This window comes from Leminorella richardii, assembly GCF_900478135.1.
In the GTDB taxonomy this organism is placed as follows: domain Bacteria; phylum Pseudomonadota; class Gammaproteobacteria; order Enterobacterales; family Enterobacteriaceae; genus Leminorella; species Leminorella richardii.
On sequence record NZ_LS483470.1, the window covers coordinates 2,270,779 to 2,293,952 of the forward strand.

The following is a 23,174-nucleotide window of genomic DNA, read 5'->3' on the forward strand; positions in this document are numbered from 1 at the left end:
ATGAGATCGCCAAACATATTCAATCCGCGCTGCCCCTACTGCCATGAAAACGGCAGAGTGACAAAGCACGGAAAAGGCACATCAGGACTGCCCCGCTACTACTGTAAAGGGTGCTGGAAGACGTTTCAAACCCAGTACTACTACCCGGGCAATCACCCTGTGGTCAATGAGCAGGTCAGTCAACTCATCGAGCAGGGCTGGACGCCAGGAAGAATTAGCGCCCACTTAAAAATCAGTGTTAACACGGTCAGCAGCCGATTAAAGCTTTATCAGCAGAATAAGGGAGATTGATGATGAACATAACCGCCCGCTTACTCTCACCGCAGAAGAGATCTCTCAGGCTGTTAGGTGGACTTTTATTTAGCACCTTCGCGCTGACGACCATGCAGTCGCAGGCCGCCTCCTGCGAGCCTTTTACCCCTACTTATTATGAAGATTTCTCAGTTCCTGTCATAGGCCCTGATATCGCAACCATTGGGGAAGATATAGCCGTTGGTGCCGTTATCTACAGCGGTCGCTATAACTTTGCCGTTGCCAATGAGAAGCGAATAGGATGGCGCTGTAAAGTGGAAGAGGCCGATCTTCCTGCCACCTTTGATACGTACATGAAGGCTGACGTTATCGCTATGCCGTCGGGTGCCCCTACGTTCTTTGGCAATAAAGCCGTTTATCCGACTAACGTTCCTGGGATTGGCGTCGCGATTAACGTCTGGTCAGCGGGTCAGAACACTTGGAAATACCCTGACTCTTGGTTTCAAGGATCTGTGCCGATAACCTATGCCTCAACGATACAAAACTTTGGCTATATGAATAGTATCGGCGTAGAGCTGATTAAAACCGGCCCTATTGCTGCAGCGGGAACTCAGCAGGTGCTGAGCGCTTCATTTCCGACCATCCAGCTCTCCGTCGGCGCTGTTGCGCCGGCTCTGTTCGAAAAGCCGTATATGACTATCAACTTTAACGGCGTGATGACGATGCACACGAAAACCTGTCAACTGGCAACGCCTGTCGTCGACGTCGAACTGGGTACGCATCAGGGCGCCGACTTTACCGGGGTCGGTAGCGGAACCGAATGGAAAGATTTTGAGATTGTTCTGAAAGACTGCCCGCCCTTTTATGGCTATTCCACCTCGGACGGTTCTGGATATGGATATAATTACACTGAACGTACAGGCTTAACCACGGGAAGAACCAAAGCCAACAGCGTATCTGCCACGTTTAACAGCGTTCATGGTACTTATAACGCAAGAACAGCTCTGTTGGAAAGCGGGCCGGACTCTGCGGAAGGCATTGGTATTGAAGTTGCCAGAAGAGGAGAATATACCTATAACATCAACCTCAACGGCCTAAGTTCCGCCGGCTTTCTCAACTTAGGTACTGATGATGGAGCAACCTATACCCTTCCGCTGAGAGCGCGATACGTTCAGTACGCGTCAAGCATAAAAGGCGGTAAGGCAAACGGGGCGCTGGTTTTTACAATAACCTATCTGTAAAACGGCAGCGATAGTCAAGGCACTCTCCGTCAATCAAAAGAGTGCCGGTTAAGAAAGAGATACAAAAAAGCCGGGATATTCCCGGCTTTTCTATTTCAGGTTCAGGCAATCTGCCGCAGCGGCGCTAAACCTTAATCCCCGCCCTTCTCATTACCTCAACCAGCTTCAGCGTCTTCTCGTTAGACAGTCGCTCAACCGGCGTCAGTACCTCGGTGGAGATATCCAGCCCGCTCAGGCGAATGGCCTGCTTGATCACGCCAAAGAACGGCGTTTCCAGGCTGTAGACCGTCGACAGCTGAGACAGCCTATTTTGCAGGCTAAACATGGTGTTAAAGTCTTTTGCCTTCCAGGCGCGATAAATACCGCAGGTGATCTCGGAGGCAAAGTTACACGTGGCCGGAATGCCGCCGTTGCCGCCCATGATCAGCGTGTCCATCATGTATTCATCAAAACCGGAGAACACCACAAAGTCCGAACGCACTGGGCGAACCTGATTAATGATTTCCCGCACGTGGCTGATGTTGTCTACCGTGTCTTTGATGCCGATGATATTCGGCTCATTTTCCGCCAGACGCTTAATCAGGCCAACGCTAATATCCTGCCCGGTTAGCGCGGGGAAGTTGTACAGGATCACCGGTGACTTCACTGCGCGGGCTACTCGGCTGAAGTGGTTATACATAAACTCTTCGCTGAGCAGCGCATAGTAGGGATTCAGTACCAGCACGGCATCTACGCCGAGCGAGTCAGCATGTAAGCCAAACTCAATCACCTCTTCCGTGCTCGGACTGCTGATGCCCAGCATGACTGGCACGCGCCCGGCGATATGCTTAACGGCAAACTCTGCCACCTCAAAACGACGCGCTTTCGGCATATGGCAAAACTCACCGCCGCTACCGAGGATCAGCATGCCGTCTACGCCTTCACCAATCAGCTTATCGATTAACTTGCCCATCCCGACGGTATCAAGGCGACCGTCCTGGTGAAATATGGTGGGAACCGGCGGATAGACGCCACAAAACTTGCTTAAGTCAGCCATTGTTTACCTTCTTTACCTGTCTTACTCCATGAAAACTTCGCTTACGGCGCACTGCCCCTTATCCGACAGCGCGCCGCGCTTTACCTGTTACTTCTTTACTGTTACGTCACTACGTTTAACTAGCTGGTATAGGCACCCGCCATCAGGGACGCTGCGCGCTCAGTAAACTGCTTATAGATACCGCGACGAGCCGAGTAGTCAGGGCGCACCCAGCGAGAGCGACGATCTGCCAGAATGGCGTCGATCTCTTCTGGCGTCTTGCGTTCACCCTTCACGCCAACGATGTTCAGGCGACGACCGGGGACGTCCATCTCGATCATGTCGTCATTTTCTACCAGCGCAATCGGTCCACCGTCTGCCGCTTCCGGCGAGACGTGACCTACGCACGGACCGCTAGTTGCACCGGAGAAACGACCATCGGTGATCAGCGCTACGCGACCGTCCAAACGGGCATCGTAAACGATGGCATCGGTGGTCATCAGCATTTCCGGTGCGCCTGAACCTTTCGGCCCTTCGTAGCGAATAAACAGCACATCGCCCGGCTCAACGCGGTTGTTGATGATCGCCTGCTGCGCATCTTCTTCTGAGTTAAACACTTTTGCAGGGCCGGTATGCTGGTGCATGTCTGCTCGGCAGGCTGCGTATTTGATAACCGCGCCGTCCGGAGCGATGTTGCCTTTCAGAATGGCAATTGAGCCAATCTTGGTGGCAGATTCCGGCTTTCTGATCACGTCTTCCGGAGCCACGCGATGGTTCGCCAGATAGCCGCGGTTACGCTCAAAGAAGCCAGACTGCTGCAGCATATCCAGGTTGTCACCCAGCGAGCGGCCTGTCACCGTCATCACGTCCAGATCCAGCTTGTCGCGCAGCAGCCACTGGATCATCGGCACGCCGCCGGCAAACCAGAACAGCTCGGTCACGTATTCGCCGCTCGGCTGAATGTTGGTCAGGTAAGGAATAGAGTTGTTGATGCGGTCAAAGGTCTCCGGCTTGAGTTCCCAGCCCAGCTCGTGAGCAATGGCAGGCAGGTGGATCAGCGCGTTGGTGCTGCCGCCGATAGCCGCGTGCACCTTGATGGCGTTTTCAAACGCCGCCGGCGTCAGGATTTTGCTGCTGGTGATACCCTTTTCCGCCAAATACATTGCCTGATGGCCCGCTGCGCGAGATACGCGACGGATCTCTGACATCGTAGACGGCATAATAGCGCTGCCCGGTAGAGCCATGCCTAAGGCTTCTGACATACACTGCATGGTGCTGGCGGTTCCCATAAACTGGCAGGCGCCCGCCGTTGGGCAACCGCACTGCTGATGAGCTTCAACCTGCTTAATGCCGATCTCCCCTTTCTTCAGCTTGGCGGTTAATCCTCCCAGATCGGAAGTACTCATGTTCGGCGCAGGGCGCATAGAACCGCCGGGAATGTGTACCAGCGGCATATCCAGACGCGCAGCGGCGATCAGGTGTGCCGGCACTGACTTGTCGCAGCTGGAGATCAGTACGGCAGCGTCATAAGGCACTACTGAAGCGTGAATTTCCACCATATTGGCAATGGCTTCACGGGAGGCCAGAATATAGTTCATCCCGTCGTGCCCCTGCCCCCAGCCGTCACAGATATCGGTCACGTGGTGGCGCACTGCGCGACCACCGCTTTCATGCACGCCCAGTACGGTTTCGTAACCCAGCTCCCCCAGATGGAAACTGCCGGGATGGCTTTCACCGTAGCAGTCATCAATCAGCACCTGCGGCTTTTTGGTATCTTCTTTACTGTAGTTCATGCCCATGCGTAGTGCGTCTAGCTGAGACCAAAGGTCGCGGGCGCCCTGACATTTTTGTTCCATTGCTCTATTCCTCGTGTTTCATTCAATCATGACAGTCATGACTGTATTTATTGGTCGACCGCTACTTCTTGGGCGGGCGTGCCGTAATGGCGGGTAAAGTAAACAGTAGCCCGGTAGCTATAAGCAGTGCAGCAACCAGTACAAACATGCCGGCATCCTGACTGACTGTCATTGTCAACAGACCAACCAGATACGGGCCAATGAAGCCGCCGAGGTTGCCCAGTGCGTTAATAGAGCCACGCACGCCGCCAAGAACGTTGGACGGGAACAGCAGCGGCGGCAGAGTCCAGAACGGACCGGCATAGGCCTGTAGGAAGAAGCCGCACAGCACCATGATGCCGTAGGAAACCCAGATACTGTCCTTCATCACCAGAGACAGCGTCAAACAGACGGCAAAGCCCACTAGTGGAATCGCCGTATACAGGCGGCGGTTCATGGTCTTGTCACACCATTTAGCGATGTAGTACTGACCGAAAATACACAGCACGTAAGGTGCGGCAGTCAATACGCCTACCATGGTCATGCCGCTGCCGGTCAGGTTTTTGATCAGATTCGGCATCCACAGGGCAAAGCCGTAGAATCCGACCTGAACGAAGAAGTAAATGCCGATCAGCTTCCACAGGTTAACGCTGCGCAGCACAGTGCTGATGCTGGCCTTGTCGTCAATAGTGCTATTGAGTTTATCTTCTTCCAGCTTGCGCTCAATCCACTCGCGCTCTTTCGGATCCAGCCACTTGGCCTGATGAGGGTGGTCAGACACCATCGGCATCCATACAAACAGCAGCGCCAGTGAAAGCACGCCTTCAATGATGAACATTTCACGCCAGCCGTGAAGTTCAATCAGCCAGCCGGACAGCGGACCGGTAATGATAGAGGCAACGGCCAGGTTCATCTGGAAGAAGGCGATGGCTCGGGCTCTCTCCTCATTAGGGAACCAGTGGCCAATCAGCGCCAGAATGGCTGGATAAACGCCCCCTTCGGCAACGCCGAGGATAAAGCGAATAATCAGCAGCTGAGTCTGGTTTTGAACAAAGCCGGTTAACAGCGCAAAACCGCCCCAGGCGACGATCGTCCAGGCGATAAACTTCTTGGCGCTGTAGCGTTCGGCGATTTGACCGCCGGGAATTTGCAGAAAGATGTAGCCGATAAAGAATATCCCGGCAACCAGACCGGCAAAAGAAGCCGTCATGCCAAGATCTTTATCCATGCCGCCGGCAATGCCGATCGCGATATTGGTACGATCCATGTAGGCGACGATATAGACGAGAATGGTAGCCGGGATGATATGCATCCAGCGTCCTTTCCCTACAGGCTTATTAGTTTCAGTACTCATTGGTTAGTGTTCCTTGGCTCAACCGCTTAATGTTTAACAGGGAAACGCTTTGTTTTACTCGTGTTCTTATCCCTTTCGAGATTTGTTCTATATATGGAACCAATGTTCTATATATAAAACAATATTCTCTTCATCTCACAAGCGTGTCAATCACTGAACATAAAAAAGTTAGATAACTGTGAGCCACTTCATACTCCCAGTGCTGAATCCATCCAACAGAATGGAATTACGCCAGCACAAAACCATAACACCATGATTTTATTTAAATATTATTCAATCAGATCAAAATGCACTTTCTGTCAAAAAATGGCGTTTTCCTATTGACGCCCCTCTATTAAGAGTGAAATATAGAACACAATACAGAACAATAGTTCTATATACAGAATTAAATCACTATTAAGGAGACAGTTATGATCACTACCGCCATTTTTCCCGGACGCTATGTACAGGGTGCTGGTGCAATAGAACATTCTTTAGCGGATGAGTTATTGAGATTGGGCAAGAAAGCGTTGGTCTTGCAGGATCCCGTCGTTAATCAAAAGCTGGGAAGCCACATTGACCAAGCGTTAAAGGGGAAAATCGACTATCAGGTTGAAGTGTTCAACAGCGAATGTTCTGATGAAGAGATTGAGCGCATCTCCACGCTGGCGCAGTCCTACGGCGCTGAGGTTATCGTCGGCATCGGCGGCGGCAAAACTCTCGATACCGCCAAAGCAACCGGTGCCGCCCTTAAGCACCCTATCGCCATCGTGCCGACTCTGGCCTCTACCGATGCGCCCTGTAGTTCACTGGTGGTTATCTATACCGCTCAGGGTCAGTTCAAGCGCTATCTGATGATCCCACGCAACCCTGACGTTGTGATCGTCGACTCTAGCGTAATTGCGCAGGCACCGGTGCGTTTTCTGGTGTCCGGAATTGGCGACGCGCTGGCAACCTGGTTTGAAGCCGAAGACTGCCGCATCAAAATGGCGGGCAACATGACCGGTCGCCCCGGCCCGATGTCGGCCTTCGGTCTCGCTCGCCTCTGCTATGACACTCTGCTGCAGTATGGCGTCCTGGCTAAGTCCGCCTGTGAGCAGCAGAAGGTGACTCCGGCGCTAGAGCATGTGATTGAAGCTAACACTCTGCTGTCCGGCCTTGGCTTTGAAAGCGGCGGTCTGGCGGCGGCACACGCTATTCACAACGGTCTGACGGTGCTGCCACAAACTCACAGCTACTGGCACGGCGAGAAAGTGGCCTTCGGCACGCTGGCTATGCTGATGCTGACCGACCGCGAACCTGATGTTATCGATACGGTTTACCGCTTCTGCCAGAGCGTTGGCCTGCCAACTACGCTTGCAGACATCGGGTTGGCCAACGTCAGCGACGACGACCTGCTGAAAGTGGCCGAAGCCGCCTGCCAACAGGGTGAAACCATGCACAACGAGCCGTACGAAGTGACCCCGGCTAACGTACTGGCTGCCCTGCGCGCTGCCGATGCGGAAGGAAGTCGGCGTAAAGCGGCCTGATAGGTAAAGCACAGCTGATCCAATATCGGCCCCTCTCCACGGGGCCGAATTTTTTCTACACAATGCTATCCAGCACCCGGCGTTCCCCTCCTCCTTTTATCTTCACGAACACAGCCTCATCCATTACTCTATGCTGGACGCACGATGCAGACGCCCTATTAAGGATAATCTTCAGGAGAAAGCCATGAGCAACAGTAGCGATATTTTCACCGCCGCCAGAGCGGGAGACCTACAGCGGGTAGATGCGCTTCTGCGCGCGGACGCTGATCCTGCCGCAGTCAACGACTATGGTTTTACCGCGCTTCACTGCGCTGCGATGGGCACCAACTCTGCTGAAGAGGCCGCTATTGCTTCAGTCATTCAACGTCTGATTGAGGCGAGAAGTCCGCTAGAGCAGCCCAGTAAAGATGGGCGTACTGCGCTGTATTTGGCCGCTGAATTTTCACCTTCCCTTGCTCCGGTTCAGCTGCTGGTTGAGTCTGGCGCAAAGGCCGATACTTATTACGGCACAGACCGCAGCGGCCCGCATATTGTGGTTAACGCCATGGCTCCCGAAGTACAGGAATATCTGTCAGCGCTTACCGGCTTCCCTATTCCTGAGCCCGAACCGGATATTCCGCCAGTAAAAATGACGGCTTCGCAGTGGAAAGAGGCTCGTCAACGCATCGAAAATGTCTTTATTGCCCTGCGGGAAAACGGACTGGTCGCTCTACACGATGCGGGCACGACTCAGGAAGACGGCTTTAGCGACTGCTCTGAAGACTATTTGGCGCAGGGAGGTGAGAAAGCCGGACTGACAGGATTCTGCTTTTATACTCGCCAAGACCTTAACCGCGCCAAGAGAACCAGCCAGCTGTCACTGGCCTTTTGGGCTGCCCCGAACGGAGCGAATAAAGATATGGAAAGCGTAGGTCAACAGATAGTTGATGCTTTCCGGCAGTTCGGCTTTACCGTTTACTGGGGCGGCTCGGCTTCTTTCCGACCTGTAATCTATCTTAGCCAGTAAGACGCTGGAGCCACCTATGCGGCGGTTAACCACCGCCTGCGTAATAGGCATATCGATGAACTTTTCTAAGCCGCCTATGCGGCGGTTAACGCAGCGTGTAGCGCTCAAACGTCCATTGTCTATTTCTAAGCCGCCTATACGGCGGTTAACTAAAAAACACAAGGGATTTAAAATCCCTTGGCTTTCTTACCGCTCCCAACTACAGCGATTTCAACGCCTGGCTCGCCTTATTTAACCAAGCCTTGTGCAGCTTGCGGTAGTGCGGCTTAGAGCGGCGGGCGATAAGCGCGATAGTTTCCAGCTGATGCTTAGCATCCGCAAAGTCTCCGCGATCTTTCAGCAGTTCGGCGTAGCGAAAGCGCGCCTCTGGCCCGGCGTAGTACTCAATCAAAGTGCGGTATTCGTCCTCGGCCTTATTGGTTTCACCCATCTCTTGAAGGGCTCGAGCGTACAGCAGATGGCCGTCGGGTGAGGTAAAGTCTGGATTGTGCTTAATGAGGTCATCGAGGGTATTTCGACAGGAGAGCGCATCGCGACTGGCCAGCTGGGCGTAAGCCAGTTTGAGCATAATATCCGGATCGGTAATAAAGATGCCGCTCAGCGCCTTCTGGTAGTGAATTGCGGCCTCTTCGTGCTGACCGATGCGCGTAAGCTCGTCCGCTAGGAGAACATGATTCTGGCTGGTTTCCGTAATCTCCAGCTCTTCACGCAGCATCCGCACGTGGCGCTCGGGGTCAACCTTATCGTGGGCGTGACGCACCAGCTTTCTGCCGTCTCGGCTGCCCAGCCAGTCGGGAACCATCACTGCCAGCGCATAAATAGCGCAGCCCAGCCCCGGCAGGCCGATGATCAAATAGAGCCAGTAGCGCTCCTGCCCGCTTCTTACGGCGTGAATACCGCACATCACCTGAATAAAAACGATCAACAACGCGGGCATCTTAGCGCTCCTTGCCAGAATAAAAAGATATCTACAGTCCAATGCAGAACGCTATTCTACGGGATAATCACTCATGCAGACAACCGCTCGGCGGCGGCATTGCGATAAAATGGAGTAAATCTCGAAAAGCGGGACATCCCATCTTTGGATGATGTCAAAAACCTGTCGACGCCAATATAGAAAGCCCACGCTTTACACGGCGTGGGCTTACCTTAATACACAAAATACACAACAGGCTGTGGTTTATTTTAATAAAAACAGCCGGCGCTCCATAATCCACTTCATGCCATCGTTATATTTTCTCTCTGGTTCTTCGTAGGCATTAATCGCATCGTTATCCAAACTGCGGCTTTTATAGCCACCAACGTCAGTTTCAACGTAAAAATCCTTTTTCGGGCACTCTTTTTTGGCGTTAGAGAAATCAATGTTGTGCATCTGCATGCCCTTTTTGATCTCTTCTCGCTCGGCATCGGATGTCTGTATCCCCTGTAGAGCGATTAGCCTGCGATTAACATCAAGAAAGTAGGCGTTAATCTGAGCACACTCGTGCAGCATGGTAAAAGACGGATAAAACAGAGGCAGATCCGAAAAGCGGCGACGAGGCTCTGGAGAGTTGTACGACTCAGGTAATACGTCAAACACCGCGGCAGCAAAGTCCCCCTCACGGAAAATCTTGCCCATAACTTTAATGGCAGAAGTAGAGGAAACAGCGTCGGAATAGTCCTGATCGACGTCAAAAAACCAGCTGTAGGTGTCTCCAAGCTTTTCAATCAGCAGGCTATCGTATTTTACGAAATGGCCGGTTATGCTTCTATCTAACACTGTCTGAGTATTTTCATAGCTTTTGAGCATCTGCTCAGCCATTTTATTGCCGTCATAGCCGTCGTTCGCCGTTTTATAAAACACGTAATTTACGTAGTAATTTGATAGCGTAGGGTTAATCAGCCCGCCTTTACTGCCCTTAAACAGGTAAAACGTCGCCGTTTCCCCGTCATAAGAAAGCGTGTGAATGCCGGACTTAAGCTCAACCTTCACGTTACTGGTTGCCGCAAGATCGTAATTCTTGTTGTCCAGACTCACCGTAATAGCTTTGCCTGTCGGATTATCCAGCGTGTAAGGGACGCCGCTTTCAAACAGATCGCACCCGGTTAAAACGAACGCCAGTACCAATAACGCCATATTCTTTATCATTTCATTCCCTCGATTTGTTATCTTACCCGAACTCTAAAATCCAAAAGCCCACGCTAGAGTGGGCTCTATTTTAGCTCTGCTTTAACTTAATTTTCCGTCGCTCTACGCGCCGCCTGAGGCTTACGGCGACGCTGCCCTTGCCCCTGACGCTGTTCGCCTTCCCTCTTTGGCGCAGGACCACGGCCTCTCGGTGACTGAGGGCGATCGCCGCCGCCGCTGCGCTGGCCTCGGTTTTGACGCCCGTTCACAATCGGTTCGGCCTTAATGCTTGGATCCGGCTCATAGCCCGGCAGCGCAAGGCGCGGAATTTCAAACTTCAGCAGGCGCTCAATGTCGCGCAGCAGCTTGTGTTCATCAACACAAACCAGCGACAGCGCTTCGCCGTTACACTCCGCCCGGCCGGTGCGCCCAATGCGGTGGACGTAGTCTTCCGGCACGTGGGGCAGCTCATAGTTTACAACGTGGGGCAGCTGTTCGATGTCCAAGCCGCGGGCGGCGATGTCCGTCGCCACCAGCACGCGAATATTGCCCTGCTTAAATCCTTCCAGAGCCCGCGTTCGCGCACCCTGGCTCTTATTGCCGTGGATAGCCATCGCGCTAATGCCGTCTTTATTCAGCTGCTCTGCCAAGTGGTTTGCACCGTGCTTAGTGCGGGTAAACACCAGCACTTGGCGCCACTGCCCCTGCCCAATCAGCTGTGACAGCAGCTCGCGCTTGCGCTTTTTATCTACGAAGTGCACTTTTTGATCCACCAGCTCGGACGGCGCATTGCGCCGAGCCACTTCAACCATAGCCGGATTATGCAGCAGCGTCGAAGCCAGCGCCTTGATGTCGTCAGAGAAGGTAGCGGAGAACAGCAGGTTTTGCCGCTTTGCGGGCAAACGCGCCAGCACGCGGCGAATATCGTGAATAAAGCCCATGTCCAGCATACGGTCGGCTTCATCCAGCACTAGAATTTCAACCTGAGAAAGATCCACCGCGTTTTGGTGCGCCAAATCCAGCAGGCGACCTGGCGTTGCCACCAGAACGTCTACACCACCGCGCAGCTTCATCATTTGTGGATTGATGCTGACGCCGCCAAACACCACCAGAGAGCGAATTTTCAAATAGCGGCTATAGTCGCGAACGTTTTCGCCTATCTGTGCGGCCAGCTCGCGGGTCGGCGTTAAAATCAGCGCGCGTACTGGGCGACGACCGCTTTTTGCCACCGCAGTGTCAGCCGTCAGGCGCTGTAGCAGCGGTAGCGTAAACCCGGCTGTTTTACCGGTTCCGGTTTGCGCACAGGCCATTAAGTCGCGACCAGTTAGCACCATAGGAATGGCCTGCTGCTGGATGGGCGTAGGCTGGCGATAGCCCATTTCTTCCACAGCGCGAAGAATATCGGCGCTCAGGCCAAGAGAATCAAAAGACATGAAAAAAGCTCCAGACTCGTCCGGCAGCCCGCCAAGAGTGGCGATGGCGCTGCTACGGCCCTGACGAGACATTCAAAAGGGGGATGTGGCAATCACAGGCGTAGACCGAAAGTACGCCGGACGCGAAAGGGTATACTAAACGAGAAGGCGTGTCACGAAAGAAGACGCGTCGCTAAAGCTAAATAGTAAGGGCGCGATAAACGCGCCCTTAACGAAATATACCGAGTCACTCTTAGCGACGGTCACCCAGAATACGCAGCAGCATCAGGAACAGGTTGATAAAGTCCAGATACAGCGTCAACGCACCCATAATAGAGTAGCGGCGATAGTTTTCGCGGTCGTCCATAGAAACTTCTTCACCAATCGCCTTCAGCTTCTGAGTATCGTAGGCGGTCAGGCCAACGAACACGATCACACCGATATAGGTGATAGCCCAGTAAAGCGGAGCGCTCTTTAAGAAGATGTTCACAATAGAGGCCAGCAGAATACCGATAAGCCCCATCACCATCAGGCTGCCTAACTTAGTCAGGTCGCGCTTGGTGGTGTAGCCGTATACGCTCATCGCGCCAAAAGTGCCCGCCGTGATAAAGAACGTGCTGGCAATAGACGCAGAGGTGTAAACAATAAACACGCTGGAAAGCGTTAGCCCCGTCAAGACGGAGTAGAGCATAAACAGCGTAGTCGCCATCGCGCCGCTAATGCGAGAAACCATGCCCGACAGGAAAAAGACCACGCCAAGCTGAGCAATGATCAGCCCGTAAAAGGTAATTTTGCTGGAGAAAATAAAATCCTGCAGCGCAGTGCCGGGCACCAGCCAGGCGGTAAAGCCAGTCAGCAGCAGCCCGCAGGTCATCCATCCGTAGACCTGAGCCATAAACGCCTGAAGACCGCTCTCAGCGCGCTGCGTGATAGTACCGTTATAACGAGGATCCATTAAGTCTGTCCTTCTTAATTTGAACCAAAACAAAAGGTGTAAAAACCACCACCGTCTTATTTAAGATTACCATATTTTAAGACCGCGAAGAGAAGAAATAATTTCCCTCCGGTAGTCACACACCCTACTGCCTCTGCCCCGCCCAACGCAGCGCCGTTTGCGCTACGCGCTGGCCGAACAGGCGCGCAGTTTCCAAATCTCCCGGCAGCGGCGCTTCTTCAACCGAGGCATCCGCCGGTGAAACCGTCATCAGGCCGGAGAAACCCGCAACATAGTTCACGTCGTTTCGGGTCGCCGCCTTGGTGTTAGACGGCAGCATTCCCATCCCCACCCAGACGCCGCCGTGCTCCTGAGAAAGGTGAAACAGGTAGTCGAGGGTGCTGAGCTTATCGCCGTTCATGCTGGCCGAATTGGTAAAACCGGCAAACAGCTTGTCTTTCCACTGCTGCGCCACCCACTGGCGGGACGACGCATCGGCAAACTTTTTAAACTGCCACGACGGCCCACTCATATAGGTAGGGGTGCCGAAAACGATAGCGTCCGCGGCTGCCAACGCGCTCCATCCCTGCTCGGAAAGGTTGCCGTCTGCGTCAATGGCGAACTTTTCAAACCTTACTCTGCCCGTTTCCTCTATTCCTCTGGCAACGGCATCTGCCGCCTTTGCCGTATGTCCATATCCACTATGAAAAACCATGACAACGTGCGTCATTACTATTAGAACCCCTTGAAAAACAAAAATCTATTTAGAAATGAAATAAATGCACTAGAAGAACAATAGTACCATTTTTGCTGCTGACACGGTTGCCAACGCGCGTAAAGATAAGTAATCCTGATGGTCCTTTAATGATAAAAGATAAAGCGAAGAAAATTACAGATGAAACTATTAAAATCGAATATATCTTTGAATATTCTACTGCGATACAGAGATATCGACGCGTAAATACATTGCAGGGAACGTTATGAAGAAAAAAATCGGTTCGTTCTTGCTTATTCTTATGGCCGTTGGCCTGTTCTGGCGTGAAGCGATCCAAGTCGTCAGCGACATTACTAGTAATAGGGAATTGGTAGAAATCTATGCCAAAAATATGCAGTACGCCTGCGGAGAGGACTACACTTACCGAGTTTTCAGAGTAGAGGATAATAAAGGCTCCGGTAAAAAGCTCAAAGACCAGAACACGCTATCGCGCAAAAAGTGGGATCGTGAAATAGATGACCGAATTATGGAACAAGACTTTGTTGTCAAGGAGGGTACGCTGCCGGGCAGAGAGTTTTACATCAAGTTTGAAGACCCCGTAGTAAGAGCCCTTTTTGAGCAGGACAGCGAGTGGCCAACCTGCCAGCTGTACTGGTTTAAAGGCTACCCTAAAACCAACTATATTCCCGATATGGAAGACTCAATTACTGACCACTTTATCGCCAGCGAATATAAAATTATCCGCGACCGGGAGTGCGAAATCGAACGGCAAAGGGAAACAGAGAAGATGCTTCAGGAAATAGCCGCCGAGCAAGCCGCAGCAGAATAAGAACCTCCTGCGGCCTATTTCACAGAACCTCGTAGAGCGAACTACCAGCGCTTCGCCGCCTGGTGGTCGCTGTCGCGGGACTCAACCCAACGGTCGCCTTCCTGTGTGGCTTCGCGCTTCCAAAACGGCGCTTTGGTCTTCAGGTAGTCCATGATGAACTCGGCGGCGTCAAAAGCCGAACCTCGGTGGGCGCTGGTTACGCCGACAAAGACAATCTCTTCGCCGGGAAACAGCTCTCCAACCCGGTGAATTACGCTGACTCTCTGCAAAGGCCAGCGTTCGCGGGCAGCGACGACGATCTCCGCCAGCGACTTTTCTGTCATGCCGGGATAGTGTTCCAGCGTAAGAGCGCTAACGCTGTCCCCCAGATTATGGTTGCGCACTTTGCCGGTAAAGGTCACTACCGCACCGTCGTCATCGCACTGCGACAACCACTGATATTCGTCACCGACAGAGAATTGCGCAGTACCAACGGTAATACGGGTGTTCTGATCTGACATCTTAGCCCCCTGTTACCGGCGGGAAAAACGCCACTTCATCACCGTCTGTTAGCGGATGATCCGCAGTGACCAGCGTCTGGTTAACCGCCATCAGCAGCTTTTCTGGATCCAGCGCCAGCGGCCACTTGTTACCGCGCTGGCAGAGTGCCTGACGCAGCGCTTCAACCGTTGCGTACTCCGCAGGCAGCGACAGCGTATCGGTACCCACTAGCTCTCTGACCTGTGCAAAAAAAACCACGTTAATCATGACGTCTTCGTTCCTTAAATGTCGCTAGCGTGAAAGTTGCCAGACTTCCCGCCGCTTTTCGCCAACAGCCTGACAGGGCCAATCACCATGTCTTTTTGTACTGCTTTGCACATATCGTAAATGGTCAGTGCCGCCACGGACGCAGCAGTCAACGCTTCCATTTCTACACCGGTTTTCCCAGTCAAACGGCAGCAGGACTCAATGCGAACCCGGTTATGTTCCGGCTGCGCTTCCAGCTGAACCTCAACTTTGCTCAGCAGCAGAGGGTGACACAGCGGGATCAGCTCCCATGTACGCTTGGCGGCCTGAATGCCGGCAATACGCGCCGTGGCAAACACGTCCCCTTTGTGGTGGCTACCTTCAACTATCATGGCCAGCGTCTGCGGGAGCATGGTAACAAAAGCCTCGGCGCGGGCTTCTCTGACGGTCTCCGTCTTAGCAGACACGTCGACCATATGGGCTTCACCGGCAGCGTTGATGTGGGTTAACTGTGACATGGATAAGCGAATCTCTATTTTTTACGCAAATGGGGAAGAAAGTTACACGGGCGATGGCGAGCATCCAACTGTTCGACAATGATGCGCTCCCACGCCATACGGCAGGCATTGGTCGAGCCGGGTACTGCGAAGACGATTGTCTGGTTGGCAATCCCGGCTACTGCGCGGGACTGAATCGTCGACGTACCGATGTCTTCATAGGAGAGCATGCGAAACAGCTCGCCGAAGCCTTCCACTTCGCGGTCGAACAGCGGCAACAGCGCCTCCGGCGTGTTGTCACGTGCGGTAAATCCGGTGCCGCCGGTAATGACGACGGCCTGTACGTTCTCGTCGGCAATCCAGTCTGAAACCACAGCGCGGATCTGATAGATATCGTCTTTAATAATTTTCTTATCGACAACCTTATGCCCTGCGGCCTGCGCCGCGTCCACCAAATAGTGCCCGGAGGTGTCTTCCGCTTCTCCGCGAGAATCGGAAACGGTCAGTACCGCAAGAGAAACCGGAATAAATTCACTGGCTGCGTGTCCCATGGAGGCTCCTTATCGTTATGAGTGCTTTACTCAGGCTCAAACAGAGCCCGAATACTGGCGTTTAGCCGCCGATAAATGACAGGTTTTGCGTGATGCCGCTGTTGCCCTGGTGCAGGAAGTGCGTCTGCTTTTTCATCAGCAGCTTTTCCTGTATGCGATCTTTTAAATCGCCTAGCTGAGCATCGTCAGCCAGCAGGTCGCGCAGCGTAATGCCCTGCTCACCGAACAGGCAAAGATGAAGGTTGCCGACGGCAGAAACGCGAAGGCGGTTACAGCTCAGGCAGAAATCCTGCTCATACGGCATGATGAGGCCGATTTCGCCCAGATAGTCGGGGTGGGTAAACACCTGAGCCGGGCCGTCGCTGCGGCTACGCTCAGCCTGCTGCCAGCCGCTAGCGAGCAGCTGACGGCGAATGACTTCCCCAGAAACGTGATGTTGACGAAACAGCGATGTGCCCTCTCCTGTTTCCATCAGTTCGATAAAGCGCAGTTGGATGGGACGAACGCGGATCCATTCAAGGAAGCTCGATAGCGCAATATCGTTGACGTTGCGCATCAGCACGGTGTTCACTTTGATTTTTTTGAAGCCGGCGGCAAAACCGGCGTCAATGCCGTCCATGACCTGGCGGAACTTGTCCTGACCGGTAATGGAGTGAAATTGACGGGCGTCCAGACTGTCGACGCTGACGTTAATCGACGTCAGCCCCGCCGCTTTCCAGCTCTCAACGTCTCTAGCCATGCGGTAGCCGTTGGTTGTCACCGCCAGAGTGCGGATTGCGGGATTTTCACGCAGGGCTGCAATCACGTCTACAAAGTCGCGACGAAGAGTTGGCTCACCGCCTGTTAGCCGGATTTTCTCCGTCCCAAGCTCAGCAAAAGCGCGCCCCACGCGGCGGATTTCATCCAGAGACAAAAAGCGTGTGTTGTCGTGCGGCTTATAGCCATCGGGCAAGCAGTAAGTGCAACGGAAGTTGCAGACGTCGGTAATCGATAGACGCAGATAGTAGAACTTGCGATCGAACGCGTCGGTCAGCTGAGATAGCATAAAACACCTTTCCAATTCGGGAGGCGCAGGCATTTCTACCTTACACCCTGGTGACTTAAAGCCACGGCTGCAGCACCATATCGGGTCGACTTAGGTCGGAGCAGCTCAGAGTTTCATTTTTCATTTAATAGAGGGCATAAGCCCGCCTATTTCACTAATACTAACGGCTAAAATAGCCTATTGCCAGAATATATTATCGTTATGCATTTATTTATATAGCGTTTATTCTTTACTATACCGTATGCACCATACTGAAAATTCTCCTCTTCAAGCTTGATACAGGTCAATCTTGATAAACATCACGCAACCCAACGGAGACTTCGCCTTTTGATAAAAAATCGGGTAACTTATGCCGCGAAATCCGGCTATGAAAAGGAATCCCATGCGTAACCGCACGTTAAACGATCTGGAACACGTTGTCGCCCTGGGCGGAGGACACGGCCTTGGCCGCGTTATGTCAGCGCTCTCTTCGCTCGGCTCTCGGCTTACCGGCATCGTCACCACGACCGACAACGGCGGCTCTACGGGAAGGATCCGCCAGGCTGAAGGCGGCATCGCCTGGGGCGATACCCGCAACTGTCTGAATCAGCTGATTACCGAACCCAGCATCGCCTCTACCATGTTTGAATATCGTTTTTCAGGCAACGGAGAACTGGCGGGGCACAATCTGGGAAACCTGATGCTTAAAGCGCTAGACAACCTGAGCGTCAGGCCGCTGGAAGCCATTAATCTTATCCGCAATTTGCTCAAAGTAGACGCCTACATTATTCCAATGTCTGAGCACCCCGTTGACCTTGCCGCTCGAGATGTTGAAGGCAATGTCGTATACGGTGAGGTCAGCGTTGACGGCCTACACCAGATGCCGGAGAAGCTCTGGCTAGAGCCGCAGGTAAGCGCCACCCGCGAAGCCATTGATGCGATTATCGAAGCAGAGTTAATCCTTGTCGGCCCGGGCAGCTTTATGACCAGCCTGCTGCCCCCTCTGCTGATGGCCGATCTTGCCGATGCCCTGCTCCACAGCAAGGCAAAAATCGTCTATATCGGCAATTTGGCTAAAGAGCTTAGCCCAGCAGCCGCCTCTTTGAGCTTAAAGCAAAAGATGCACGTCATTGAGCAAACGCTAGGCGGCAGGAAAATAGACGGCATTATTGTCGGGCCGCATACGCCCGTTGAAGGCATTGCCGATAAGGCCATCGTGCAACAGGCGTTAGAAGCAGACGATATTCCCTATCGCCACGACCGCGACATGCTGCGCAACGCGCTAGAATGTATGCTGCGCAGATTCAGTGCCGCGGCGAAGCCTTAAGAGAATCACTGTTCGTGTCGAACCACGCCGTTTTAGTGGCTACTTTTGCGCATCGGGCCGTGAATCAACAATCACCCGCGCCGGTTTTCCCTCAATCACCAGCACCCGCTGGCCGATCGCCAGAGGCTGCTCAATGCCCTGCGCAACGGTAATCAGGCCGCTGTTGTCAGTCTGAATCACGTACTCTATTGCCTGCTGTTTAGAGGCGCTCTTTTCTATAGACGATCCGGCAAGGCCGCCCAGCAGCGCACCGCCAATGGCTCCCAGAGCGTTAGCCCTGAAGCCGCCGCCAATAGCCGAACCCGCCACACCTCCCGCTGCCGACCCCACCAGCCCACCGATGCTGCTGTTGCCCTCAACCTCAACCACCCGAGAGCTAACGATAACCCCCGCCAGCGTTCTGCTCGCCTGCCCAACCTGCCCTTCTTTATAAGCATCTGACGAGAGATCGGATGAACATCCCACAAGCGACAGCGCCAGCCCCCCGGCTAGTGCGACGCGTAAACCGTACGATTTCATGTTCTTTCTCCTTCTAGCGCACGAGCGCATGCCGATAACAATAGTCTGAATGAAAATAAGTATAGCGCCGGGCGCAAGGTTAGAGAGGAAAGATGAGCTTAACAAAGCCGCACCTTGCGGTTTTGATTTTAGAAGGATAAGGCAGATAGCGGGTTAGGTCATTGATACAACGGTCAACCGACTCCGACGATGGGTTTCGACTTTGATTGGTTTCTTGTGGGAATAAGCGGAGTTGTGTTTGAAGAGGTGTTTTTTGGGTAATGTCATACTGAGTAAGATAATCATAGTCTGTAAACAAGATGGTATTTTACTCCCCCATCAACAGCTTACTCCCCCCACTTCCCCCACGGGTTGGCTTCGTTTTTTCCCTCTTCCATCAGCGATAGATAGAGATCTTCAACCTGCTGGCGCGCCCACGGGGTTCGGCGCAGGAACTTCAGGCTGGACTTTATGCTGGGGTCACTTTTAAAGCAGTTGATATTCACTCTCTGAGCCAAAAATGCCCAACCGTGCTGTTCAACCATGTCGGTCAACAGGCGTTCGAGCGTTACGCCGTGTAGGGGATCGTTAGCATGCATGAGTGATTAACCGCGAATATTGATGATGTTGAAAAGTCCAGTAAGGCAAGAGTAGCAAAATTGCGTCTCTGGGTCACTGACTGCCTGACTTGCATCTCTGGCTGTAGAGAAAAATCAAGGGCGGCCGCTGGTCGCCCTGTTTCGTATTTTATTGCCTGAGTACACGCTAAGACAGCGCAATAAACCGCTCGCGCAGACGCTGAAGCTCGTCTCGAAGCTGTGCGGCCTCTTCGAACTCCAAATTCTGAGCGTGCTGGTACATCTTGCCTTCCAGTTCGTGGATTTTTTTGTCCAGCGCCTGTGGGGAAAGTGCCTGATAGTCCACCGTCGGCTCCGCTGCCCGCTTTTTGCCGCGACCCTTGCTGTGTTTCAGAGTACCCAAACCCTGACCCAGTTCAAGAATGTCCTCAACTGACTTGTTCAGCCCCTGCGGCGTGATGCCATTGGCCTCGTTATAGGCCATTTGCTTCGCGCGGCGACGCTCTGTCTCTTCAATGGCCTTCGCCATGGAGTTGGTTATCCTGTCGCCGTACAAAATCGCCTTGCCGTGCAGGTTACGGGCAGCGCGGCCGATTGTCTGGATTAGGGAGCGCTCGGAGCGCAGGAAGCCTTCTTTGTCGGCATCCAATATGGCTACCAGCGAGACTTCCGGCATGTCTAGCCCCTCTCGCAGCAGGTTTATCCCCACCAGCACGTCGAACTCGCCTAGGCGCAAATCGCGAATGATTTCGACCCGCTCGACGGTATCAATATCCGAGTGCAGGTAGCGCACCCGCTCGCCGTGTTCTTCCAGATATTCGGTCAGGTCTTCCGCCATTCGCTTGGTCAGCGTCGTCACCAGTACCCGCTCGTTCTTCTCGGCGCGTATACGGATCTCCGACAGCAGGTCGTCTACCTGCGTCGCCACCGGACGCACCTCAATTTCAGGATCCAGCAGGCCAGTCGGCCTGACGACCTGATCAATCACTTCGCCGCAGGACTTCTCCAGCTCATAGTTACCCGGCGTGGCCGATACGTAAATCGTTTGCGGAGCCAGCTGTTCAAACTCTTCAAAGCGCATGGGGCGGTTATCCAGCGCTGACGGTAGGCGGAAGCCGTATTCAACCAGCGTTTCTTTGCGCGCTCGGTCGCCTCGGTACATGCCGCCGATCTGCGGCACGGTAACGTGGGATTCGTCAATCACCAGCAAGCCGTCTGCGGGCAAGTAGTCAAACAGCGTCGGGGGCGGTTCCCCTTCTTTACGCCCGGAGAGGTAGCGAGAGTAGTTTTCAATCCCCGAGCAGTAGCCCAGCTCGTTCATCATCTCAATGTCGAACTGAGTGCGCTGCGTCAGGCGCTGCTCTTCCACCAGCTTGTCGTTCGCCAGCAGCACTTTGCGGCGATCCACCAGCTCCTCTTTAATGCCTTCAATAGCCTCAAGAATACGCTCACGCGGCGTTACGTAGTGGCTTTTTGGGTAAACGGTAAAGCGCGGCACTACCTGTTGAACCTGACCTGTTAGCGGGTCAAACAGCGACAGACGCTCAACCTCTTCATCAAACAGCTCAATGCGCAGCGCGTATTCGTCCGATTCTGCCGGGAACACGTCAATCACCTCACCGCGCACGCGGAAAGTACTGCGCTGGAAGGCCTGATCGTTGCGCGTGTACTGAAGTTCAGACAGCCGCTGTAGGATAGCGCGCTGATCGATAATCATGCCGCGCGTTAAGTGCAGCATCATCTTTAAATAGGCGTCGGGATCCCCCAGACCATATATCGCCGAAACGGACGCAACCAGCACCACATCACGGCGCTCCAGCAGGGCTTTGGTCGCCGATAGCCGCATCTGTTCGATGTGTTCGTTAATGGAGGCGTCTTTCTCGATAAAAGTGTCGGAACTCGGCACATAGGCTTCTGGCTGGTAGTAGTCGTAGTAAGAGACAAAATACTCAACGGCGTTTTCCGGAAAGAAGGCTTTCATTTCGCCGTAAAGCTGAGCCGCCAGCGTTTTGTTGGGCGCCAGAATCATGGTCGGGCGCTCCAGCTGAGCAATCACATTAGCAATGGTGAACGTTTTACCGGAGCCGGTCACTCCCAGCAGCGTCTGATGCGCCAGACCGTCCTCCAGCCCTTCGGATAGTCGCCGAATGGCCTCAGGCTGATCGCCTGCGGGCTGAAAGGCTGAATGAAGCTTAAATGTTTTGCTCATGATTAAGACTACCTGCACTCATCGTTAATGGCCGACATGACGCCGTGAGAACGCGATCTCTTTAGTATGTAAAACGAGGGCTTTTTTACCACACACATTATACTGTATATTAAGCCAGTATAGAACCTTTGTCTGATAAGCGACTCATTGTTCAGCGTAAATTGAAGCCGACAAATAGGGTCACGCAGAACAGCATTCGTCAAGTAACAAAAATCGGTTTTATCCCCAGAAACTGATTGACATTTTATATTTCAGGCAATTCTCTCGCCATGGCAGAGTCGTTGTAAAACGTCGACGAATTCGGCCCCTTGATTTTGTTTAATTTATTGATATTAAATAGTTTTAAATTAATGACGAGAATCCAGACAAAAACAGAAAGAACCGCACTCCCACTAGGCTGACGTCATTTTTCTAACGTTAATACACAAGGTTATCCACAGGAATGGTGGATAAGTAAAATTTTCCTACTAATACTGCTACATTGCGAATGACCGGCGGCTCGCTCAAGCCGGAAAAACGTCGCTAATAAAAAAATTTTTGTGCTGTTTTCACAGAAAAGAATGCATAAAAAAATGGGTGAAATTCGTGACATATATCGAAAGAAAAACCAACGCGCCGCAAGCACAGTAACAGATTGGCGATTTATGCCGCAGATCTTTTGATCGCTCTATCATTTTATGGTCGAATGGAGGCTCTCTCCCAACACTTAACCCGGCGCCTCGCGATATACGATGAAATACCAGATTATTGCCCTTGATTTAGACGGCACGCTGCTGACGTCTCAAAAACAAATCTTACCCGAGTCCCTCAACGCCTTAGCACAGGCACGCCGTCAAGGCGTGAAAGTTGTTATCGCTACCGGACGTCACCACGTGGCTATTCATCCTTTCTATCAGGCGCTTGATTTGGATACGCCCGCCATTTGCTGTAACGGCACCTATGCCTACCACTATCAAAATCAGCGCGTACTTTCCGGATCGCCGTTGAGCAAAGAGCAGGCGCTTCATCTCGCCAAGAGGCTGCGAGAGCATCCTATTCGCAGCCTGCTGTATGTTGACGGTGCCATGCAGTATGAACGCCACGATGAGGCCATTGGGCGCTGGCAAGCATGGGCCTCGCGCCTCCCTGAACATCAGCGTCCGGTCATTGAGCAGGTCGAAAGCTATGAGGCCGCGATTGAACGAGCGGATAACGTCTGGAAGTTCGCTACCGTTTGTGATGACGCTGAGCTTCTGTCTCGCTTTAGCGACCAGATAGAACAGGAGTTGGGATTAACCTGCGAACGCTCATGGCACAACCAGATCGATATGGCGCAAAGGGGTAACAGTAAGGGAAGTCGATTGCAAGAATGGGTAATGTCGCTAGGGCTATCAATGGATAACGTCATTGCCTTTGGTGACAACCTCAACGACATTAGCATGCTGTCTCAGGCTGGGCTTGGCGTCGCGATGGGGAACAGTAGTGATGAAGTAAAAGCCGCTGCTGACATGGTGACAACAGAAAACGAGCATCCTGGTATTGCTGAGGTGATTAAACAGCACGTGCTGATGGGCTAA

General features: G+C 52.9%; 23 protein-coding genes and 1 riboswitch. Of the genes, 7 read left to right on the forward strand and 16 right to left on the reverse strand.

Translation table 11 applies throughout. The features are described from left to right. Positions 1–291: an IS1 family transposase gene (locus DQM29_RS18115; RefSeq protein WP_145960359.1), complete on the forward strand. Its 291-nt coding sequence runs from the start codon at positions 1–3 to the stop codon at positions 289–291. After that, positions 291–1,493 (forward strand): fimbrial protein, encoded by a 1,203-nt coding sequence (locus DQM29_RS10370; protein WP_111740624.1) that lies wholly within the window; start codon positions 291–293, stop codon positions 1,491–1,493. Before DQM29_RS18115 ends, DQM29_RS10370 begins: the two co-directional genes overlap by 1 nt. Before the next feature lie 124 nt (positions 1,494–1,617). Here DQM29_RS10370 and DQM29_RS10375 read toward each other — a convergent pair whose 3' ends face one another. The 3 genes from DQM29_RS10375 to DQM29_RS10385 form a co-directional block, all read right to left on the reverse strand. After that, the gene (locus tag DQM29_RS10375) at positions 1,618–2,529 is read right to left on the reverse strand and encodes a dihydrodipicolinate synthase family protein (protein ID WP_111740625.1); all 912 of its coding nucleotides are present in this window, start codon (positions 2,527–2,529) and stop codon (positions 1,618–1,620) included. A 119-nt stretch (positions 2,530–2,648) separates the two neighbouring features. Then, complete coding sequence (gene ilvD, locus DQM29_RS10380; RefSeq protein ID WP_111740626.1) at positions 2,649–4,364, reverse strand: dihydroxy-acid dehydratase; 1,716 nt, start codon at positions 4,362–4,364, stop codon at positions 2,649–2,651. Between the two features lie 61 nt (positions 4,365–4,425). Next, a complete protein-coding gene (locus tag DQM29_RS10385) occupies positions 4,426–5,697 on the reverse strand; it encodes an MFS transporter (protein WP_111740627.1) in 1,272 nt (423 codons plus the stop codon). Positions 5,698–6,107: 410 nt separating this feature from the next. On the opposite strand from DQM29_RS10385, the gene DQM29_RS10390 reads away from it, so the two are divergent. After that, positions 6,108–7,205, forward strand: a complete 1,098-nt coding sequence (locus DQM29_RS10390) for a glycerol dehydrogenase (RefSeq protein WP_111740628.1) — start codon at positions 6,108–6,110, stop codon at positions 7,203–7,205. A gap of 184 nt (positions 7,206–7,389) precedes the next feature. Continuing rightward, positions 7,390–8,211 carry an ankyrin repeat domain-containing protein gene (locus tag DQM29_RS10395; protein WP_111740629.1) on the forward strand — a complete coding sequence of 274 codons (822 nt, stop codon included), beginning with the start codon at positions 7,390–7,392 and terminating at the stop codon, positions 8,209–8,211. A gap of 199 nt (positions 8,212–8,410) precedes the next feature. Here the strand turns inward: DQM29_RS10395 and DQM29_RS10400 are convergent, their stop codons facing one another. The 5 genes from DQM29_RS10400 to DQM29_RS10420 form a co-directional block, all read right to left on the reverse strand. Continuing rightward, the gene (locus DQM29_RS10400; protein ID WP_111740630.1) at positions 8,411–9,148 is read right to left on the reverse strand and encodes a tetratricopeptide repeat protein; all 738 of its coding nucleotides are present in this window, start codon (positions 9,146–9,148) and stop codon (positions 8,411–8,413) included. A gap of 243 nt (positions 9,149–9,391) precedes the next feature. Then, positions 9,392–10,339 (reverse strand): hypothetical protein, encoded by a 948-nt coding sequence (locus tag DQM29_RS10405; protein ID WP_111740631.1) that lies wholly within the window; start codon positions 10,337–10,339, stop codon positions 9,392–9,394. An 86-nt stretch (positions 10,340–10,425) separates the two neighbouring features. Then, positions 10,426–11,751, reverse strand: coding sequence for an ATP-dependent RNA helicase RhlE (gene rhlE / locus DQM29_RS10410; RefSeq protein WP_111740632.1), 1,326 nt, complete (start codon positions 11,749–11,751; stop codon positions 10,426–10,428). Positions 11,752–11,983: 232 nt separating this feature from the next. After that, complete coding sequence (locus tag DQM29_RS10415) at positions 11,984–12,685, reverse strand: Bax inhibitor-1/YccA family protein (protein WP_111740633.1); 702 nt, start codon at positions 12,683–12,685, stop codon at positions 11,984–11,986. Positions 12,686–12,809: 124 nt separating this feature from the next. Beyond that, complete coding sequence (locus tag DQM29_RS10420; RefSeq protein ID WP_111740634.1) at positions 12,810–13,394, reverse strand: flavodoxin family protein; 585 nt, start codon at positions 13,392–13,394, stop codon at positions 12,810–12,812. Between the two features lie 250 nt (positions 13,395–13,644). Between DQM29_RS10420 and DQM29_RS10425 the strand changes: the two genes are divergently transcribed. Then, entirely contained in the window at positions 13,645–14,208 is a 564-nt protein-coding gene (locus DQM29_RS10425) for a hypothetical protein (RefSeq protein WP_111740635.1), read from the forward strand. Positions 14,209–14,249: 41 nt separating this feature from the next. Here the strand turns inward: DQM29_RS10425 and moaE are convergent, their stop codons facing one another. The 5 genes from moaE to moaA form a co-directional block, all read right to left on the reverse strand. Next, positions 14,250–14,708, reverse strand: a complete 459-nt coding sequence (gene moaE / locus DQM29_RS10430) for a molybdopterin synthase catalytic subunit MoaE (RefSeq protein WP_111740636.1) — start codon at positions 14,706–14,708, stop codon at positions 14,250–14,252. 1 nt (position 14,709) lies between these two features. Then, positions 14,710–14,955 carry a molybdopterin synthase sulfur carrier subunit gene (gene moaD, locus DQM29_RS10435; protein ID WP_111740637.1) on the reverse strand — a complete coding sequence of 82 codons (246 nt, stop codon included), beginning with the start codon at positions 14,953–14,955 and terminating at the stop codon, positions 14,710–14,712. 14 nt (positions 14,956–14,969) lie between these two features. Continuing rightward, positions 14,970–15,452, reverse strand: coding sequence for a cyclic pyranopterin monophosphate synthase MoaC (moaC, locus tag DQM29_RS10440; RefSeq protein WP_111740638.1), 483 nt, complete (start codon positions 15,450–15,452; stop codon positions 14,970–14,972). A gap of 14 nt (positions 15,453–15,466) precedes the next feature. Further along, on the reverse strand, positions 15,467–15,982 hold the full coding sequence (gene moaB / locus DQM29_RS10445; protein ID WP_111740639.1) for a molybdenum cofactor biosynthesis protein B: 516 nt from the start codon (positions 15,980–15,982) through the stop codon (positions 15,467–15,469). A 61-nt stretch (positions 15,983–16,043) separates the two neighbouring features. After that, complete coding sequence (gene moaA, locus DQM29_RS10450) at positions 16,044–17,027, reverse strand: GTP 3',8-cyclase MoaA (protein WP_111740640.1); 984 nt, start codon at positions 17,025–17,027, stop codon at positions 16,044–16,046. Then, positions 17,016–17,150, reverse strand: a riboswitch (molybdenum cofactor riboswitch). (Overlaps the previous gene by 12 nt.) Before the next feature lie 259 nt (positions 17,151–17,409). On the opposite strand from moaA, the gene yvcK reads away from it, so the two are divergent. Further along, complete coding sequence (gene yvcK / locus DQM29_RS10455) at positions 17,410–18,333, forward strand: uridine diphosphate-N-acetylglucosamine-binding protein YvcK (protein ID WP_111740641.1); 924 nt, start codon at positions 17,410–17,412, stop codon at positions 18,331–18,333. Positions 18,334–18,372: 39 nt separating this feature from the next. Here the strand turns inward: yvcK and DQM29_RS10460 are convergent, their stop codons facing one another. From DQM29_RS10460 to uvrB, 3 genes are all read right to left on the reverse strand, one after another. Next, on the reverse strand, positions 18,373–18,852 hold the full coding sequence (locus DQM29_RS10460; protein ID WP_111740642.1) for an outer membrane lipoprotein: 480 nt from the start codon (positions 18,850–18,852) through the stop codon (positions 18,373–18,375). A 326-nt stretch (positions 18,853–19,178) separates the two neighbouring features. Continuing rightward, positions 19,179–19,430, reverse strand: a complete 252-nt coding sequence (locus DQM29_RS10465) for a VF530 family protein (RefSeq protein WP_111740643.1) — start codon at positions 19,428–19,430, stop codon at positions 19,179–19,181. A gap of 166 nt (positions 19,431–19,596) precedes the next feature. Next, the gene (gene uvrB / locus DQM29_RS10470) at positions 19,597–21,618 is read right to left on the reverse strand and encodes an excinuclease ABC subunit UvrB (protein ID WP_111740644.1); all 2,022 of its coding nucleotides are present in this window, start codon (positions 21,616–21,618) and stop codon (positions 19,597–19,599) included. Positions 21,619–22,349: 731 nt separating this feature from the next. On the opposite strand from uvrB, the gene DQM29_RS10475 reads away from it, so the two are divergent. After that, positions 22,350–23,174: a pyridoxal phosphatase gene (locus tag DQM29_RS10475; protein ID WP_111740645.1), complete on the forward strand. Its 825-nt coding sequence runs from the start codon at positions 22,350–22,352 to the stop codon at positions 23,172–23,174.